General features: G+C 37.0%; 15 protein-coding genes. 10 read left to right on the top strand and 5 right to left on the bottom strand.

The window, feature by feature from the left end; all coding sequences use genetic code 11:
* Nucleotides 1-13: 13 nt before the first annotated feature.
* The 3 genes from HH_RS09180 to HH_RS04235 form a co-directional block, all read right to left on the bottom strand.
* On the bottom strand, nucleotides 14-220 hold the full coding sequence (locus tag HH_RS09180) for a hypothetical protein (protein WP_011115708.1): 207 nt from the start codon (nucleotides 218-220) through the stop codon (nucleotides 14-16).
* Between the two features lie 225 nt (nucleotides 221-445).
* The gene (locus HH_RS04240) at nucleotides 446-835 is read right to left on the bottom strand and encodes a DUF4878 domain-containing protein (protein WP_041309033.1); all 390 of its coding nucleotides are present in this window, start codon (nucleotides 833-835) and stop codon (nucleotides 446-448) included.
* Nucleotides 836-902: 67 nt separating this feature from the next.
* Nucleotides 903-2,072, bottom strand: coding sequence for an MFS transporter (locus HH_RS04235; protein ID WP_011115705.1), 1,170 nt, complete (start codon nucleotides 2,070-2,072; stop codon nucleotides 903-905).
* A gap of 153 nt (nucleotides 2,073-2,225) precedes the next feature.
* Here HH_RS04235 and HH_RS04230 point away from each other — a divergent pair, with 153 nt between their 5' ends.
* From HH_RS04230 to alaS, 6 genes are all read left to right on the top strand, one after another.
* Nucleotides 2,226-3,938, top strand: coding sequence for an acetolactate synthase large subunit (locus HH_RS04230; protein ID WP_011115704.1), 1,713 nt, complete (start codon nucleotides 2,226-2,228; stop codon nucleotides 3,936-3,938).
* Nucleotide 3,939: 1 nt separating this feature from the next.
* Complete coding sequence (gene ilvN, locus HH_RS04225) at nucleotides 3,940-4,422, top strand: acetolactate synthase small subunit (protein ID WP_011115703.1); 483 nt, start codon at nucleotides 3,940-3,942, stop codon at nucleotides 4,420-4,422.
* A gap of 10 nt (nucleotides 4,423-4,432) precedes the next feature.
* On the top strand, nucleotides 4,433-5,236 hold the full coding sequence (locus HH_RS04220; RefSeq protein WP_011115702.1) for a pyridoxine 5'-phosphate synthase: 804 nt from the start codon (nucleotides 4,433-4,435) through the stop codon (nucleotides 5,234-5,236).
* Entirely contained in the window at nucleotides 5,224-6,150 is a 927-nt protein-coding gene (pdxA, locus tag HH_RS04215; RefSeq protein ID WP_011115701.1) for a 4-hydroxythreonine-4-phosphate dehydrogenase, read from the top strand. The genes HH_RS04220 and pdxA overlap by 13 nt, the downstream gene beginning before the upstream one ends.
* Nucleotides 6,151-6,224: 74 nt before the next feature.
* Nucleotides 6,225-6,815 carry a phosphatase PAP2 family protein gene (locus HH_RS04210; RefSeq protein ID WP_050720604.1) on the top strand — a complete coding sequence of 197 codons (591 nt, stop codon included), beginning with the start codon at nucleotides 6,225-6,227 and terminating at the stop codon, nucleotides 6,813-6,815.
* A 51-nt stretch (nucleotides 6,816-6,866) separates the two neighbouring features.
* A complete protein-coding gene (alaS, locus tag HH_RS04205; RefSeq protein WP_011115699.1) occupies nucleotides 6,867-9,545 on the top strand; it encodes an alanine--tRNA ligase in 2,679 nt (892 codons plus the stop codon).
* A gap of 150 nt (nucleotides 9,546-9,695) precedes the next feature.
* Here alaS and HH_RS09175 read toward each other — a convergent pair whose 3' ends face one another.
* Entirely contained in the window at nucleotides 9,696-11,057 is a 1,362-nt protein-coding gene (locus HH_RS09175; protein ID WP_011115697.1) for a BspA family leucine-rich repeat surface protein, read from the bottom strand.
* 224 nt (nucleotides 11,058-11,281) lie between these two features.
* Between HH_RS09175 and HH_RS04195 the strand changes: the two genes are divergently transcribed.
* Nucleotides 11,282-12,184, top strand: coding sequence for an SPFH domain-containing protein (locus HH_RS04195; RefSeq protein ID WP_011115696.1), 903 nt, complete (start codon nucleotides 11,282-11,284; stop codon nucleotides 12,182-12,184).
* 24 nt (nucleotides 12,185-12,208) lie between these two features.
* Nucleotides 12,209-12,643 (top strand): NfeD family protein, encoded by a 435-nt coding sequence (locus HH_RS04190; RefSeq protein ID WP_034367881.1) that lies wholly within the window; start codon nucleotides 12,209-12,211, stop codon nucleotides 12,641-12,643.
* On the opposite strand, the gene glmS is transcribed toward HH_RS04190, so the two are convergent.
* Entirely contained in the window at nucleotides 12,630-14,426 is a 1,797-nt protein-coding gene (glmS, locus tag HH_RS04185) for a glutamine--fructose-6-phosphate transaminase (isomerizing) (protein WP_034367879.1), read from the bottom strand. The genes HH_RS04190 and glmS overlap by 14 nt on opposite strands.
* A 110-nt stretch (nucleotides 14,427-14,536) precedes the next feature.
* On the opposite strand from glmS, the gene HH_RS04180 reads away from it, so the two are divergent.
* Nucleotides 14,537-15,394 carry a phospholipase A gene (locus tag HH_RS04180; protein WP_011115693.1) on the top strand — a complete coding sequence of 286 codons (858 nt, stop codon included), beginning with the start codon at nucleotides 14,537-14,539 and terminating at the stop codon, nucleotides 15,392-15,394.
* 217 nt (nucleotides 15,395-15,611) lie between these two features.
* Nucleotides 15,612-17,888, top strand: coding sequence for a 5-methyltetrahydropteroyltriglutamate--homocysteine S-methyltransferase (metE, locus tag HH_RS04175; protein WP_011115692.1), 2,277 nt, complete (start codon nucleotides 15,612-15,614; stop codon nucleotides 17,886-17,888).
* The last annotated feature ends 8 nt before the right edge of the window (nucleotides 17,889-17,896 follow it).

Here is a 17,896-nt window from a genome sequence, read left to right as displayed (position 1 = left end):
TGATGAGGTGCGCTTAAAATAAAAGGCTTTCCAAGCCATAATTGTGCTTCAAGCGCAATTTTTCACGCGTTTGAGTAGAAAAATCAAAACGTTTAATCGCAATTTGTTTTGCGTGGAAGAGAAATTTGTCAAGTGAGCTAAGTATAACTTGATTGGTTTTTGTCGGATTGTCATCAGGCGTGGCGTGAAGAATGATAATAGGATGTGTAGAAACTATCAAGCCGATATGTGTATAGTGGTGATTGCTTAATACTTGTATGACTACACTTTCTATACCTCTGCCTTCTCGAAAAATAATATCGCCTATTTCAAGGGGAGGAAGTGTATTAAAATATGAGTTTTAAATGTATGGGTTGCGAAGCTTGATAATGTATTAAAAGGATATAAAGAATATAAAAGCTTTACAGCTACAAGAACTGCAAAGCTAAGAGTAGGATAAATGAATTTAGAGAATAACTTTCCACTCATTATCAACTTTAATAAGCTCTATCGTATCAGTATCTACACTTCCATTTTTAAAACGCACAAACACTTTAATAATTGCTCTTTGCTCTTCAATACATTCGGGGATAGCTTTAACTTCATCTAATCCACCGAATGCTTCTGCTTTGCTTTCTGCTTTTGCCGCAGCAGTCTTAAACTTACCTTTAACTATTTCTTTTGTTGCATCAGTTTCCATTTGGGGTAAATGAATATATTTAATCAACCTATCACCATTGCCCTTATAAGCATCTTTAGTAAAAGCTATTGCCACATCTTTGGGTGAATTTGCTCCACAAGCAACAAACAAAAGAGCAATCGTTCCTAATCCCAAAGTAAAAACCAACTTTAACATTTTCATCTTTAATATTCCTGAGTGCAAATTAAATGTGTATATTAATAAATTTTAATTTAAAAACAAATCAAGAGGATTGTATTTGGGGAGATTTATATGCTAAAAAGCCAATAACATTCAGTATTACACTTAAAAATAAAAGTGCGATAAGCGAATATGTAAAGTTTTGGTATAAGTCATAGAATCTGCCAATAAGCACAGGACCAAGTGAAGCAAGAAGATAGCCTATACCTTGTGCCATAGCAGAAAGTTTTGTGGCAATTTGCACATTCGCACTTTTATTTGAAATAAAAAGTAAGGCAATGCCAAATACTCCTCCTACAGGGATTCCTATAAGTATTGAAACAAGCACAATTACCCATAAATTATGTGTATAAAGCAAAAGAGAAAAGCTAAGTATATACAGCCCACAAATCGCACCTATAAATATTCCTTTTTGTTTATGTGTGAGTGAGCCAAGCATAAGCGGTGCTAAAAAAGAGGCGGGAATCACAATCATTTGGGCAAGTATCATTATATTTGAGGCAAAAGTTTGACTATAGCCAAAAGAAATGATAAAGCTAGGATACCAAGTAAAAAAACTATAAGCAATTGTGCTTGTAAATCCCATAAAAAGCGAGATATTCCACGCACTCAAGTTTGTCCAAAGTGTGCCTTTGAGATGAATCTTAACTTTTTTGCGTGAGATTCTATGATTTTTAATTTGAGGGAGATAGCTAAGAATTGCCATTATTGCCAAAATTATCCAACAGCCCATCGCTATAGGCACAGACATAAGATGAATAAGTGGCAAAATCGCTGCAATGCCAAGTGTGGCAGAGATATTAATCACAAGGCTATAAATACCCATTATTTTAGGCACATCGCGTGGAAATTTTGCTTTAACAAAGCTAGGAAGAAGCACATTTGCTACTGCAATACCGCTTCCCATAATTGCAGTGCCAATAAAAAGCTCTATACTTCCACCGATACAGCGAATAATCTCACCAATACTGATACATAAAAGCCCAAAAAGCATTGCCCTTGTAGGTTGAAAAATTGCTACTATAAAAGAGACAATGCCAAATGCAAAAAGCGGTAAAGAAGTGAGTAATCCTGCTTGAGCGGCACTTAAATGATAATAATCTTTAATTAAATCTACCACAGGTCCCACAGAAGTAATAGGTGCGCGGAGGTTAAGGCTGATAAGCAAAATAGGTAAAAGATTAATAAGAAAGATTTTTTTGTGCAATGTCATTTAATTTCCTTATAAAGCTTTCTTTGTGTATTGTATAAAATGAGTATAAATCTTTAAAAAATTATCTTAAGCTTATAAATTTATATTATTAAGTAATTATTAAGTAAATTTTGGTATTTATATTGTCTTTGAATTATTATGGAAGGGGCATTTATGAAGGTAATGAAAGGGGCTCAAATGCTTATTCAAGCTTTACATCTTGAAGGTGTAAAGGTTGTTTTTGGCTATCCGGGCGGTGCAGTATTACATATTTATGATGAGATTTATAAACAAAACTATTTTTCACATATTCTCGCACGACACGAACAAGGAGCAGTGTGTGCAGCCGATGGTTATGCGCGTAGTAGCGGAGAAGTTGGTGTAGCAATCATCACTTCAGGTCCGGGATTTACAAATGCAATTACAGGCATTGCTACGGCTTATACAGATTCTATACCTCTTGTGGTCATTAGTGGGCAAGTGCCCATTACGCAAATTGGCACTGACGCATTTCAAGAAATTGATGCAGTAGGTATTTCTCGTCCTTGCACAAAGCATAATTTTTTGGTGCGTAATATTAGTGAATTGCCTAGAATCCTTAAAGAAGCTTTTTATATTGCGCGTAGTGGGAGGCAAGGACCCGTGCTTGTAGATATTCCAAAGGATATTACAGGCACTTTGGGTGAATTTGCCTACCCAGAATCTATTTCACTTCAAAGTTATAAGCCTACAATAAAAGGCAATTCGCGTCAAATTAAAAAACTTTGTGAAGCAATTATGAGTGCGCAAAAGCCTTTATTTTATATTGGCGGTGGAGCGATACTTTCAAATGCGAGTGAGATTATTCGTGAAATTGTGCATTGCACAGGGATTCCGTGTGCAGAAACACTCCTTGCACGTGGAGTACTAAGATATGATGATGAGAATCTACTTGGAATGCTTGGAATGCACGGGAGCTATGCTGCAAATATGGCAGTAAGTGAATGTGATTTATTAGTATGTCTTGGTGCGCGCTTTGATGATAGGGTAACAGGTAAGTTAAGTGAATTTGCAAAAAATGCAAAAATTGCACATATTGATATTGATCCTAGCTCTATTGGTAAAATTATAGCTGTAGATTACCCTATTGTCGGTGATTTAAAGCATATTGTATCAGATATGATGATTGAGCTAAGTGGATATGATACACAAAAAATTATGAGATGGAGAGAACATTTGCGTTCTTATGCACTCACACATCCTATGAGTTTTGAAGATAGTGTAGATTCTATTAAGCCTCAATGGGTGATTCAAAGACTTGGCGAACATTTAGGAGATAATGCAATCATTACTACTGATGTAGGACAGCATCAAATGTGGGCTGCGCAGTTTTATCCTTTTAGCTTTCCGCGTCAATTTTTAAGCAGTGGAGGGCTTGGCACAATGGGTTATGGATTGCCTGCAGCACTTGGGGCGAAACTTGCGTGTCCTCATAAAACCATTATTAATATTACAGGTGATGGCTCAATTTTAATGAATATTCAAGAGTTAATGACTTGTGTTGTGTATGGTATTCCTTTTGTTAATGTTATTTTAAATAATAATTATTTAGGAATGGTGCGGCAATGGCAAAGCTTTTTTTATGAACATCGTTTCTCGCATACAGATTTGAGTTTGCAACCCGATTTTATTAAACTTATAGAATCTTTTGGCGGTGTGGGCTTTAGAGTAGAGAAAAAATGTGAATTTGATGAGGCGTTTAAAAAGGCATTAGATGCTAAAAAAGTGGCATTTATTGAAGTAATGATAGATAGATACGAAGATGTTTTGCCGATGGTGCCAAGTGGTGGAGCAATCTATGAGATGATTCTCTCAAGTGGAGAAAAAGCCTTAAGAGAGGGGAAGTGATATGGAAGCAAAAAATACAGAGCTCAAAAAAAGCATTTGTATAAATGTTATCAATGAGCATAGCGTTTTAGCGAGGATTTCAGGACTTTTTTCTGCACGTGGATATAATATAGAATCTCTCACTACTGCCCCCATTCCTAATAGCAACCTCTCGCGCATTACGATTGTAACACAAGGTTCTGAAGTTGTCATTGAACAGATTATTAAGCAGCTTCATAAGCTTATCCCCGTAGTGAGCGTTATCTCAAGTGATGATTTGCTTGAAAAAGAAGCAGTATTGGTAAAGATTCCATTAAATGAGTCTTTAGCGGATATAGAGGCACTATGTAAGGCTTATAATGGCAAGATTGCAAATGCTAATGAAAAATATATTATTGTAATTGCTACTGATAAACCTTCAGCGATTAATCAATTTATTGCAGCTGTTAGAATCTTTAATCCAAAAGAGATTATAAGAAGCGGTGTAATTGCTATGGAAAGATAAGGAGAAAGAAATGTCTATACGATTAGGTGTAAATATTGACCACATTGCAACTTTGCGCGAAGCAAGAGCTATTTATGAGCCTGACCCACTTGAGGCAGTGTTTATTGCAAAAAATGCAGGTGCGCATCAAATCACATTTCATTTACGTGAAGACAGACGACATATCCACGATAGTGATGTGAAACGCATTATTCAATCAAGTCCTTTGCCTATTAACATAGAATGTGCGCTTGATGAAAAAATTATTGATTATCTTTGTGGTTTAAAACCACAACGTATTACACTTGTGCCTGAAAAGCGAGAGGAAATTACCACAGAGGGTGGTTTAGATATAGAATCTCGTTATGATAGTATTCGTGATACGCTTAAAGCCTTTGAATCCTGTGGCATTGTGAGTGCGCTTTTTATTGATCCTAAAAAGGAATCTATTTTTCTTGCGCGTGAGCTTGGAGCGCAGGCAGTAGAGCTTCATACAGGCAGATACGCAAATTTAATGCTTATGGCATATAGTAATCTCTCTCGTACACATCGTGCTTTAGAAGAATTTGCATTTCCTACACAAGAAATAAATGAGGAGATTTCTCGCACACTTGATGATATTGCACAATGTGCTAAACTTGCCACTTCAACCATTGATACTCGCCCTCTTGAATGTTTTGCAGGACACGGATTAAATTATCAAAATGTAGGCGCAATAGCGCAGATTCCACAAATTAGTGAGTTGAATATTGGGCATAGTATCATTGCTCGTTCTGTATTTGTAGGCTTAGAGCGTGCGATTATCCAAATGAGAGAGGCAATGTGCCAAAAGTAGCTATTAGCGTAGGCGATGTAAATGGCATAGGGCTTGAAATTGCATTAAAGGCGCATCATCATATTGCACAATGGTGTGAGCCACTTTATTGTGTGCATAGGGAAGTTTTAGAATCTGCAAGCACACTTTTGGATTATCCTACGCCACAAGATATGCAATGTGTGGCTGATTTTGAATGCCTTGTTGATAATTTGATTAAACCAAGTTGTATAAGTGCCTCTAGTGGAAAATACAGCTATGAGAGTTTTTTACAAGGAGTAAGCCTTGTCCAAAGTAAGCAATGTGTAGCTTTAGTAACCCTACCTATTCATAAGAAAGCTTGGCAAGAGGCAGACATAAGTTTTGTAGGGCACACTCACGCACTTTCATCAATATTTAATATGGATTCTATAATGATGCTTGGTTGTCCTTCTCTCTTTGTCGCTCTTTTTACAGATCATATTGCCCTCTCACAAGTAAGTGCGTGTGTTACACAAGAGCGAGTGAGGGATTTTTTATTGCGCTTTGCTCAAGGAGTGAATCTTAATGAGCCTTGTTGTGTATTAGGGCTTAATCCACATTGTGGAGATGAGGGTATTATGGGAGTAGAGGATATGCAGATAAATGCAGCAGTGAGTGAGGCAAATATGCAGCTTGGATATGAAATTTTCTTTGGAGCATATCCACCTGATAGTGCATTTTCGCCATCAAATAGAGAGAGATTTAGGTATTTTGTGAGTATGTATCACGATGTAGGTTTAGCTCCTTTAAAGGCATTATACTTTGAGCAAAGTATTAATGTTAGCCTTAATCTCCCAATACTTCGCACTTCAGTAGATCACGGCGTAGCGTATGATAAAGCATATAAAAAAGGAAGTAATATCAGTGTGCAAAGTTATCTCAATGCAGTAAAATATGCTATAAATAATGTTTGAAGCCAAAATGCAATTTAAGGATAGAATCTTTATAATAGTTTTGTTTTATTTTATTTATGAATATAAGGAAATCTATGTGGAAAAAATTTTTTTTGCAATTTGCATTGGTATATTTTATCTTTGCCCCCCCCCCCGTTTATACGCGAGAGAATCAATTTGAACAATTTGGCGATACCTTTCGGCTTTTACCTTTATATGTGATGGTTGTATCTTTGGCAATGGAAGACTATGAGGGTATGGGGCAGCTTGCGCTTGGCACTTTAAGCACACAGCTTGTTACAGAGGGTATCAAATGGGGTTTTGATACCGCTCATAAAAATGGCAATAGTGTAGCCTTTGCCAAAAGACCTTGTTGTGAGGATTGGAAAGGTATGCCAAGCGGACATTCATCAGCGGCTTTTAGCGCGGCGGGATATGTGTATTATCGCTATGGGTGGAAACCTGCTATTCCTGTGGGCATCTTAGCAGTGCTTACTGCTGCTTCAAGAGTTGAGGCAAAGAAGCATTCATTCTTGCAAGTGAGTGCTGGAGCGCTTATTGCGTGGGGATTTTCGTATGTTTTTACAAATAAATATATGCCCAAAAATACGATGATTATGCCAAGTGTTGATACAGATATGCAAGGCAATCCCTCTTTAAGTCTTAATGTGCGATATAGCTTTTAGATATGAGTTTTGGCTATAATTACCCATTAATTTATTCAACAAAGGATTTTTATGGCGCAATATGATATTAGAAAGCAATATCTTGATTTTTTTGCCTCTAAATCTCACAAGGTTTATGATTCTATGCCACTTGTGCCAGATGATGCGAGTTTGCTTTTTACAAATGCAGGTATGGTGCAGTTTAAAGATATTTTTACAGGCAAGATTCCAATTCCTGCTCCGCCACGAGCTACAAGCTCACAGCTGTGTATCCGAGCAGGTGGGAAACATAATGACTTAGAAAATGTCGGCTATACTGCGCGTCATCATACACTTTTTGAAATGTTGGGTAATTTTAGTTTTGGTGATTATTTTAAAAAAGAAGCAATCGCTTATGCGTGGGAGTTTGTAACGCAAGTTTTGGGCTTTAGTAAAGATGTGTTATATGTAACAATCCACGAGAGCGATGATGAAGCTTACGAGCTGTGGTGCGAACACATTGAGCCAAGTCGCATTAAAAGAATGGGCGATAAGGATAATTTTTGGCAAATGGGTGATAGCGGACCTTGCGGACCTTGTAGTGAAATTTATGTGGATCAAGGCGAGAAATATTTTCAGAGTGATGAGGATTATTTTGGCGGCGAGGGAGATAGATTCTTAGAAATATGGAATCTTGTGTTTATGCAGTTTGAGCAAAAAGGTGGTGTGAGAACACTTTTGCCAAAGCCTAGTATTGATACAGGAATGGGGCTAGAACGCGTGATAGCACTTAAAGAGGGCAAGATAAATAATTTTGATACAAGCCTTTTTGCACCTTTAATGCAATGTCTTCAAAAACTTACAAATAAAACATATTTTGGTGATGATGAAATTTTTGATAGACTTGATTTGCAAGAAGCAGAGATGATTAAAATTAAGAATATTCAAGCCTCCTTTCGTGTAATTGCAGACCACGCTAGAAGCGTAGCATTTTTGCTTGCTCAAGGCGTGAATTTTGACAAAGAAGGACGCGGCTATGTGTTGCGCAGAATCTTGCGCCGAGCAGTGCGACACGGCTATTTATTGGGACTAAAAAAGCCATTTTTGTGGCAAGTTGTAGAAGTGGTATGCGAATCTATGGGCGTGCATTATAGCTATTTGCAAGAGCGCAAGAGAGCGATTAAAGAGCAATGTAAAAATGAAGAGGAGAGATTTTTTGAAACCATAGAATCAGGAATGACACTCTTTAGCACAGAACTAGAGAAACTCCAAAGTGCAGTTCAAACGCAAAAACAAGAGATTCTCTTTAGCGGAGAGGTAGCATTTAAGCTTTATGATACCTATGGTTTTCCACTTGATTTAACCCAAGATATGTTGCGAGAAAGGCATATACAAGTAGATATGCAAGCTTTTGAGCAATGTATGAATGAGCAAAAAAGTCGCTCTAAAGCGAGTTGGAAAGGGAGTGGTGATGCTTTGAAAGAGGGTGATTTTAATGCCCTTTTGAGTAAATTTGGGGAAAATAAATTTGTGGGCTATGAAAGCAATAAAGAAACTTGCAAGATTAAAGCCTTGCTTGATTCTCAATTTAAAATGGTGGATACTCTAAGCCCTAGCTCTCAAGGTTGGGTAATGCTTGATAAAACACCTTTTTATCCTGAATCTGGCGGTCCTGTGGGCGATAAGGGCGCATTATATTCTACAAATAGGATTTTGCAATCTGCACAAGCACAGAAGTTTGCACAAGTGCTTGATACGCAGAAATTTTTTGGATTAAATCTCTCTCAAATAGAAGCTTTAAGTGCTTTAAAAGTAGGGCAAGAAGTCTTTGCAGAGGTAGATTCTATACGATTTGAAATCGCCAAACATCACTCGGCTACGCACTTGCTGCATTTGGCATTGCGCACGATTTTGGGCTCACATATCGCTCAAGCAGGAAGTCTTGTGCAGCCGCATCGTTTGCGCTTTGATTTCTCTCACCCAAAGGCTTTGACAAATGAGGAGATTACACACATTGAAAATCTTGTCAATGAGCAGATTTTACAATCAAATGCGCAATTATGCGAGAATATGGATATGCAACAGGCAAAAGCAAAAGGTGCAATGGCACTTTTTGGTGAAAAATATGGAGAGAGGGTGCGCGTAGTGAGCTTTGGAGACTCTATTGAGTTATGCGGTGGGATTCACGTGAATAACACTGCTGAAATCGGCAGTTTTTATATTGTAAAAGAATCTGGTGTAAGTAGTGGTGTGCGCCGCATTGAAGCAGTGTGTGGGAATGCGGCATATCATTATGGCAAGAATGCTTTGCTTGAACTAAGTAGGGCAAGAGAATCTTTAAAAGCACAAGATGTTTTGCAGGGTATTGAAAAAATAAAAATGCAGTTAAATGAGGCAAAAGAGAAAGCAAACAAAGCAAAACAAAGTGTAAAAAGCCTCGATTATGAGGAGATAAATGGTGTGAGGCTGATTGTGCTCAAACTTGATTCTGTAAGTGCAAATGAGGCAAAAGAAATTATTGATAGAAGCAAAAACGAAAATGAAAGTGTAGCCATTTTGCTTCTTAGTGAATCTAATAATAAAATAAGCATTGTAGCAGGGGTAAAAAATGCACCTCTTAAAGCAGGAGCTTGGGTAAAACAAGTCGCGCAAGAATTAGGAGGCAATGGCGGGGGCAGAGATGACTTTGCCACTGCTGGAGGTAAAGATATAGACAAAATCTCACAGGCTTTAAATCTTGCAAAAGACATTGCTACAAAGGCTTTGCAGTAAGGAATATTATGCTAAGGAATGCGCTCAATTATTAGGAAAATTCTAAAGATTAGGAGTAAATGACATTGGCAGATTCTCATATCATTTGCCATAATAAAACGCGTATTTTTCCTTTGATGGGCTAAACCCACTTTTTGCAAAGGGATTTACTTAGTTCTTATCTGCTATTTTCTTATACCACTTGGGCGGATTCTCTTCTAAAGGTGTTCCCTCAAACATATACTTCACATTGCAATCGCTTCTCACCTGCCATTTATCAAGATTTTGATTGAAGTTTTCTGCCCCATAAAACATCATAGACATACTTTTTACATTAGAGACATTCCAGCCGCTTATGTCGATATTAAAATTTTTTGCATTACGAAACATACCGCTCATATCCGTAACATTGCTTACATCCCAAGTCTCTATCCCGCTAAAGTCTTTTATGCTTGCTGCGACACTTGGAACATAAGTGTCATCAAAAAGCTGAAACATACTTGTCATCAAGCTCACATCTATATCGCTAAAAGCGACCTTTTTATCTTTGAGGAGATACCAAATATCTCTGTCTATCTTTGGCTGATACTTGCCATTGCATTTTTTGCTATCCATAGCGGCTACAAACCACTTTGGTGGATTTTCATCTAAAGCAGAATCTAGAAAAATCTTACCCACTTGATACAACCTATAATGATTCCAATTCACTTTAGGCAGCTTCCAAGTATTAAGATTTTGATTGAAAGATTTTGCCCCATAAAACATATATTCTATATTATCCACATTTGAGACATTCCATTTATCAAGGGGTTGATTAAAGCTAGTGGCGTAAGCAAACATTTCGCTCATATTCGTAACACTTGAAGTATTCCATTTGTTTAAGGGCTGATTAAAATTCTCTGCATCCATAAACATTTGGCACATATTTTTTACCTTTGAGACATTCCAAGATTCTATATTTTCATTGAAATGCTTTGCACCGCAAAAACATCTTCTCGTTGTAGTAACGTGGCTTACATCCCAAGTTTCTATCCCACTAAAATCCTTTCTCCTGCTGTTTTCAAATAAATTTGTAAAGTCTTTTACGCAAGTTACATCAATATCACCTAAGTAAATCTTTTTATCTTTTACGAGTTTTTTAAGCTCTGCCTTATTTTGTGGCTGATGAGTTACACCCTTAGATTTTGTAACAGGCATAAAGAGTGAATCAAATGCCTTTGCCTTGTCTTTTGCTTTGTGAAACTTTTTTAAAACTTGCAAAAGCTTATATTCCTCGCTGTCTTTGACACTGCGTCCTGCATACACTGCTCTATCGTCCCAATACTCCTGCTCTAAATCGCTGACATAAGCTTCTAGCTCGCTGATTTTTTCTTTATCTATCACCGCACCTTTTTCAATAAGTGCAAGGGCTTTTGCTTTTAAAGATTCTAATTCCTCTTTTGGTGCGTCCAGACAGCTAGAAAGCACATCATATAATTCTTTATTGCGTTTTTCTTGAGGTGTAAGTTCTTTACTCTCCTTTTTATTTTCCATTATTCTTTCCTCCTATGACAAATCCTTTGTGTCCGCGCATTATATCGTTTTTTTTTTTTTTGTAAATGCAAGATTGTATATTCAATCATAATAAATTGTATTAACTCAAAGTGTTAAATTCACCATATTATTGTGTATTCTTTCCCTTTAAACTTATAGATACCCATAAACTTTGTGATAAATAATGTTATAATTTTGCATTTCGTAGAGTTAAAGGAGGCTTTATGCTTGGTTTTGCATTGGTTGTATTAGTTTTATGTGTAGCGGTGTTATTTGTAGGGATAAAAATTATTCCACAAACAGATATTGCGATTGTGGAGCGATTAGGGAGATTCCATAGAGTGCTTGATGGAGGCTTTCATTTTATTATTCCTGTGATTGATAGAGTGAGTGCAGTAGTGAGTGCAAGGGAGCAAATCATAGATATTGGGCGACAGCAAGTGATTACCAAAGATAATGTGAATATCAATATTGATGGAATCGTGTTTTTAAAGGTATTTGATGCAAAATCTGCCGTATATAGCGTAAATGATTATAAAAATGCGATTGCAAATCTTGCCACCACAACACTTAGGGGTGAAATAGGGCGCATTAATCTTGATGATTCTCTCTCATCTCGTGATAGATTAAATGCTGCTTTGCAGGTTGCATTAGGCGATGCAGCGAATAATTGGGGTGTGAAAATTATGCGTGTTGAGATTAGTGAAATATCTGTGCCAAGAGATATTGAGGCGGCTATGAATCTACAAATGAAAGCAGAGAGGGAAAAAAGAGCCATTGAGCTTAAAGCTCAAGCAGAAAAAGAAGCGCTTATTCGCAATGCTGAAGCCTTAAAACAAGAAAAAGTGCTTCAAGCTGAAGCGATTGAGAGAATGGCAGATGCGAAAAAATATGAGCAAATTGCATTGGCACAAGGACAAAGCGATGCGATGGAACTTATTGCCGCTCAAATGGCAAAAAATGCACAAGCTGCGGAGTTTTTGCTTACAAAAGAGCGTATAAGTGCTTTTAATGAGCTTTCAAAGAATCCCAGCAAAGATAAAGTCATTATTCCCTATGAGACAAGTGAATTTATCGGTGGTTTAAGTGTGATTGGGGACTTTTTAGGTGCAAAAACTGCTAAATAGGCTCACACACATAAGGAGAAAATAATGTCAGCTTTAATATTGCTAGGTGTAGGTATTGCTGTGATAATAGCTGAAATATTTTTTGGCTCGTTTTTTCTTTTATTTGTGGGCATAGGATTTTGTATAACATCAGCTATTGAATTTTTTATTGGTTTTCATCACTTTGGAAATGCTTTTGTGTGGCAGGCTGTGAGTATTTGTCTTTTTTCGCTCCTCTCACTTGTAGCACTAAGAAAACCCATAAAATCGTGGTTTAGCCACTCACAAGTATATGAAGATAGCTTACTAGAGGGTGGCATAGGCGAAATACAACAAGGAATGGTGTATTTTAAAGGCACTTTGTGGGCGTATGAGCAAGAGAGCAAAGAGAATAGCCAGCAGCCTTCTTATAACTTGCAAGAGGGAGATAAGGTTAAAGTGCTAGAGATTAAGGATAATAAGGCAATTATTCAACCGTAACACTTTTGGCGAGATTACGTGGCATATCTACATCATTTCCTAATCTGATTGCTACTTCAAGTGCAAAAAGTTGAAGCACTACCATCATCGCAAAAAACTCCTCCATATAGCTTTGGCAAGGTGAGATAAGAATCATATCATCAACGCCTTTAATGGGTTGCGCACTTACTGCACAAATAGTTGCATCACGCGCACTTAGCTCTTCTACATTGCTTTTAATTTTATCAAAAAGTAAATGTGTAGGCATAAGAGCAAGGGTAAAAAGCTCAGAATCTGCTAGTGCAATAGGTCCGTGCTTCATTTCTCCGCTTGGGTAGCCTTCAGCGTGAAGATAGCTAATCTCTTTGAGCTTAAGCGCACCCTCAAGTGCGAGAGGATAAAACACATCTCGCCCGATAAAGAAAAATCCGTGTCCGTGTAAATATCGCTTTGATAGACGTTTAATGTGTTCGTGCATATCGGATTCTATATAAGTTTTTTTTGCCGAAGCTACCATTTGTGCGATATGAGTTTCTAGCTCTTTTTGTGCGATATGTCCGCGTATTTTGCCTATATACACGCTTAGAATCCACAGCAACATCATTTGCGTTGCAAATGCTTTTGTGCTTGCCACGCCTTTTTCAATTCCTGCACGAGTGAGGAGCGAGACATCGGCTTCACGCACAATAGAGCTATTATCTACATTGCAAATAGCGAGGCTTTTTAAGCCATTTTTTTTTGCAAGCTTGAGGGCTTCAAGTGTATCGGCAGTTTCACCACTTTGGGAGATGACAATAAAAAGCTCATTTTTATTCATCACAGGTTGAGAATAGCGAAATTCGCTTGCAATGAGCACATTTGTTTTTATTTTTGCCAAACGTTCAAAGAGGTATTTTGCGCTTAATCCCGCGTGATAGCTTGTCCCACACGCACAAATGCTAATACTTTGTATATCATTAAAAAAGTGAGATTCTATTTCATTGAGGATAATATCTCCCTCACTCACGCGTCCCATCATAGTTTCAAGGAGAACTTTGTGTTGCTCATAGATTTCTTTCTCCATAAAGTAGCGATACCCTTCTTTTTGTGCGTAGCCTTTGGTGCTATTTAGTTTTTTTGCACCTTTGAGCGTGTCAAATGCGCCAAGTTTCATCACGCCTATATCGCCATCTTGCAAATATACTACACTCTCTACAAGTCCTATGAGTGGCGCATCAGAGCTTGCAAAATAAATTTCATCTTGCTTTGTCGCGCTTTTGCCAATGATAAGCGGTGAGCCATTTTTGGCATAAAAGATACAATCGGGTGCTTTTTTGGTAATAAGCAAAATGGCAAAAGCACCTTTGAGCTCAGCAATAGTCGCTTTAAAGGCTTGGAGAGAATCTGTAAAAGTTTGTGTATATTCCTCAAATAAATGCACAATCACTTCGGTATCAGTTTGCGAGAGAAAAGTATGTCCTTTTTGTTCCAAAGCGTGTTTAATTTCTTGATAATTTTCAATAATGCCATTATGCACAACATTGCTAAAAGCGGCGATATGAGGGTGGGCATTTGCTTCGGTAGGTTTGCCGTGCGTAGCCCAACGCGTATGCCCGATACTCACGCCAAAATCTGTGGAGCTAAAATTTTTGCATTTAGATTCTAAATTGCTTAATTTTCCAACAGAGCGAAAAGTTTGCAATTCATTTTCGCTTAATACCGCAATTCCTGCACTATCGTAACCACGATATTCTAGCTCCTTTAAGCCATTTAAAAGAATCTCTTTTTTTTCATCTCGACCAATATAGCCTACAATACCGCACATTGCCTCTCCTTTTAGAATTAATGTAATTTTTGGGTATTTTACTATAAAATTATTCACGCTTTATCACACGATTTAGAGAATCTATCCATATTTAGAGGAGGGAAATAATTATGAATAAATGGTGTATGCTATATTTATCTGTGGGATTAAGCAGTGCATTTGCAGATTCATTGCCCAATAATCTTATAACTCACTCACAAGAAAAAGAAAATAAAAAACCTTATCTTTTGCTCTACCCACACAATGCAGTATATATTTTGCCTTTTTATCATAGCTTGAGTGAGCCTACTCCTAGCCAAAGTGCATACAAAAATAAAGATACAGAAATCAAATTTCAATTTAGTTTTAAACTTGCTGTGTTTAATGAGCTTTTCTCGCCCTATGGATATTTTTACTTTGCTTATACACAAACAGCGTGGTTTCAAAGTTATAATCAAGCAGATTCTCGTCCTTTTAGAGATGTGGATTATCAACCTGAATTATTTTATAGCTATGAGCGTCCTATAAGCTTTTTGGGCGGTTCTTTTAAGAATATTTCTCTTGGATACAATCATATTTCAAATGGTGAGAGAGCATTGCGCTCACGCACACAGAATCGTATTTTGCTCAATATGCGATGGGAGTATGACATAGCACCACAAAGTGTATTTGGTATTAAGCTAGGTGCGTGGGTGTATATAGGCAAACATCTTGATGGTTTTATGGCAGATAATCCTGATTTAGCCCTTTATCGTGGGTATAATGATATAGGATTGTATTATAAGAGTAATCGTAATTTGCTTGAATTATATATGCGTCCGCCTATCGCGCGGAGGTATTATCCTTATTTTGAGTTGGGCTATACACTGCGTGCGAGTGATAATATAGGGATTTATATTCAATATATAAATGGATATGGGGATAATATGTTTGAGTATAAAATGCGCAGCGAACGCATAGGTGTAGGATTTCGCTTGTGGGATAAGTGATAGGTAAAATATAGAATTTCATTCATTTTTCAACAAAAAAATAAAATTACATATTGTATTTGTTACTTTTTGTATCTTTTGTAAAATGCTTATATCAAGGGCTTTGAGCAGTTTTGGCGCACTAGATTCTCTAAAAATCTCAACAAAAAAATAAAATTACATATTGTATTTATAAATTTTATGCGAAAATATGGAAATTTATTTCAAAGGAGATATTATGAGCAGCATTTTAGGGTTTCCACGTATTGGGAAAAATAGAGAGTTAAAAAAAGCACTAGAGAGCTTTTGGAGTGGAAAGTGTAGTAGTCAAGAATTAGAATCTGTAGCAAAAAGTTTAAGAGCAAAGCATTGGGAAATACAAAAAGGACTTGATTATGTATGTGTCAATGATTTTAGTCTCTATGATAATGTATTAGATTTAGCTTATGCACTCAATGCCAAACCATATAGATTTAAGGATTTGGAGGGATTAGAGGGCTATTTTGCAATGGCGAGAGGACATCAAAAGGGTGTGGCTTGTGAAATGACAAAATGGTTTAATACTAACTATCATTATGTAGTGCCAGAATTAAGCGATGATGATGATTACAAAGCAAATATAGAAAATATTAAAGCACAATATAATGAGGCTTTAGCTTTAGGTTATCAGCCTAAAATTTCACTTATTGGACTTTTTACCTTTTTTGGTTTGAGTAAGATTGTTAAAGGTGATGCAGCGGCGATATTTAATAAGTTAAAAAACGCATATATGGATTTAATAGATGAGATTTCAGCGCTTGGCAGTGATGTAGTGGTAGAATTTAGTGAGCCTATTTTTGCACTTGGATTTAAGGATAATAAAGAGCTTTTTGAATCTTTGCATTGCGTTTATGATAGGTCTGTGCTAGAGTGTGTTTATAATGAAATAAGCAAAAAAGGTATCAAAGCCATTGTAAGCACATTTTTTGAGCATAGCAATGAGCTAAGTGAGATTTTACTCCAAACAGATATTTATGGCATTGGATTAGATTTTATTTATGGAGAAAAAAATAAGCAATCTTTAGAACTTATTGGTAAAAGCAATAAGGTGCTCTACGCTGGGGTAATAGATGGACGCAATATTTGGGTGGCAGATATAGAATCCAAACTTGCTCTTTTAGAGCATATAGCGACATTTATCCCCAAAGATCGCATCGTGGTAAGCAGCTCTTGCTCACTTTTGCACGTGCCTTTTAGTAAAGAGGGTGAAGAAAAAATAGATTCTCAAATTCTCTCTTGGTTTAGTTTTGCGCAGGAAAAAATTCAAGAAATCAGTGTGTTGGAGAGCGTATTTAAAGGGCGTGTGGATAATCAAATTCAAGGTTTTTTACAAGAAAATAAAAATATAAATGCTACGCGTAAAAATTCAGATAAAACAAATAACAAGGCTGTGAGAGAGCGTGTCCAAAATCACACACAAAATCAAAGAAGTGTGCCATTTGCGCAGCGCATTAAGCTTCAAAAAGAGCAGTTTAATTTTCCTATCCTACCGACAACTACAATTGGTTCTTTTCCCCAAACGCCTGAACTTAGAGCATTGCGTCTTAATTACAAAAAAGGCGAGATAAATAAGGCGCAATATGAAGAGGGTATAAAAACTTATATTAGAGATTGTGTGAAGTTCCAAGAAGAAATTGGCATTGATGTGCTTGTGCACGGAGAGCCGGAGCGAAATGATATGGTGGAGTATTTTGGCGAGCAATTAGAAGGATTTGTGTTTAGTCAAAATGCGTGGGTGCAAAGCTATGGCAGTCGCTGTGTAAAACCACCGATTATTTTTGGTGATGTGGCTCGTCCAAAGCCTATGACATTAGAGTGGAGTAAATTTGCGCAAAGCCTTACACAAAAGGTGATGAAAGGAATGCTCACAGGTCCTGTTACAATTTTAAATTGGAGTTTTGTGCGAGATGACTTAGAGAGAAGTGCGGTGTGTAGGCAAATATCTCTAGCTATTGCTGATGAAATTGATGATTTGCAAAAGGGTGGAATTAAAATCATTCAAGTTGATGAAGCTGCTTTCAAAGAGGGGTATCCATTGCGTAGCGAAAATATCAAAGCGTATGAGACTTGGGCATTAGAGTGCTTTAAGATTTCTACCGCAGTAGCACTTCCTCAAACCCAGATTCATACCCATATGTGTTATAGTGAGTTTAATGATATTATTAAAACCATTGAAGCCCTTGATGCTGATGTGATAAGCATTGAAACAGCAAGAAGTGGCAATGAGCTATTAAAAGTCTTTAAACAAGTGGGTTATACACACGAAGTAGGACCGGGTGTATATGATATACATAGTCCTAGAATCCCAAGTGTGGAGGAACTTAATGTGCAAATTAAGGCTTTGCTTGAAGTATTGCCTAAAGAGCAGCTATGGATTAATCCAGATTGTGGGCTTAAAACGCGCAAATGGGAAGAAGTAAAGCCAAGTTTGAAAAACATTGTAGAAGCTGTTAAGAGTGTGCGAGCAGCTTTATAAGTGTGAAA

This window comes from Helicobacter hepaticus ATCC 51449 (assembly GCF_000007905.1).
Classification (GTDB): Bacteria; Campylobacterota; Campylobacteria; order Campylobacterales; family Helicobacteraceae; genus Helicobacter_C; species Helicobacter_C hepaticus.
The sequence above is the reverse complement of the archived record's forward strand: the minus strand, read 5'-3'. Positions and strand labels throughout refer to the sequence as shown.

What these genes read in the sequence shown, in the direction of transcription:
- HH_RS04220 (WP_011115702.1), top strand. Translation starts at nt 4,433, where the DNA reads ATGTCTATACGATTAGGTGTAAATATTGACCACATTGCAACTTTGCGC.
- metE (WP_011115692.1), top strand. Translation starts at nt 15,612, where the DNA reads ATGAGCAGCATTTTAGGGTTTCCACGTATTGGGAAAAATAGAGAGTTA.
- HH_RS04210 (WP_050720604.1), top strand. Translation starts at nt 6,225, where the DNA reads ATGTGGAAAAAATTTTTTTTGCAATTTGCATTGGTATATTTTATCTTT.
- HH_RS04235 (WP_011115705.1), bottom strand. Translation starts at nt 2,072, where the DNA reads ATGACATTGCACAAAAAAATCTTTCTTATTAATCTTTTACCTATTTTG.
- HH_RS04190 (WP_034367881.1), top strand. Translation starts at nt 12,209, where the DNA reads ATGTCAGCTTTAATATTGCTAGGTGTAGGTATTGCTGTGATAATAGCT.
- HH_RS04195 (WP_011115696.1), top strand. Translation starts at nt 11,282, where the DNA reads ATGCTTGGTTTTGCATTGGTTGTATTAGTTTTATGTGTAGCGGTGTTA.
- glmS (WP_034367879.1), bottom strand. Translation starts at nt 14,426, where the DNA reads ATGTGCGGTATTGTAGGCTATATTGGTCGAGATGAAAAAAAAGAGATT.
- HH_RS04230 (WP_011115704.1), top strand. Translation starts at nt 2,226, where the DNA reads ATGAAGGTAATGAAAGGGGCTCAAATGCTTATTCAAGCTTTACATCTT.
- HH_RS04240 (WP_041309033.1), bottom strand. Translation starts at nt 835, where the DNA reads ATGTTAAAGTTGGTTTTTACTTTGGGATTAGGAACGATTGCTCTTTTG.
- HH_RS04180 (WP_011115693.1), top strand. Translation starts at nt 14,537, where the DNA reads ATGAATAAATGGTGTATGCTATATTTATCTGTGGGATTAAGCAGTGCA.
- alaS (WP_011115699.1), top strand. Translation starts at nt 6,867, where the DNA reads ATGGCGCAATATGATATTAGAAAGCAATATCTTGATTTTTTTGCCTCT.
- HH_RS09175 (WP_011115697.1), bottom strand. Translation starts at nt 11,057, where the DNA reads ATGGAAAATAAAAAGGAGAGTAAAGAACTTACACCTCAAGAAAAACGC.
- ilvN (WP_011115703.1), top strand. Translation starts at nt 3,940, where the DNA reads ATGGAAGCAAAAAATACAGAGCTCAAAAAAAGCATTTGTATAAATGTT.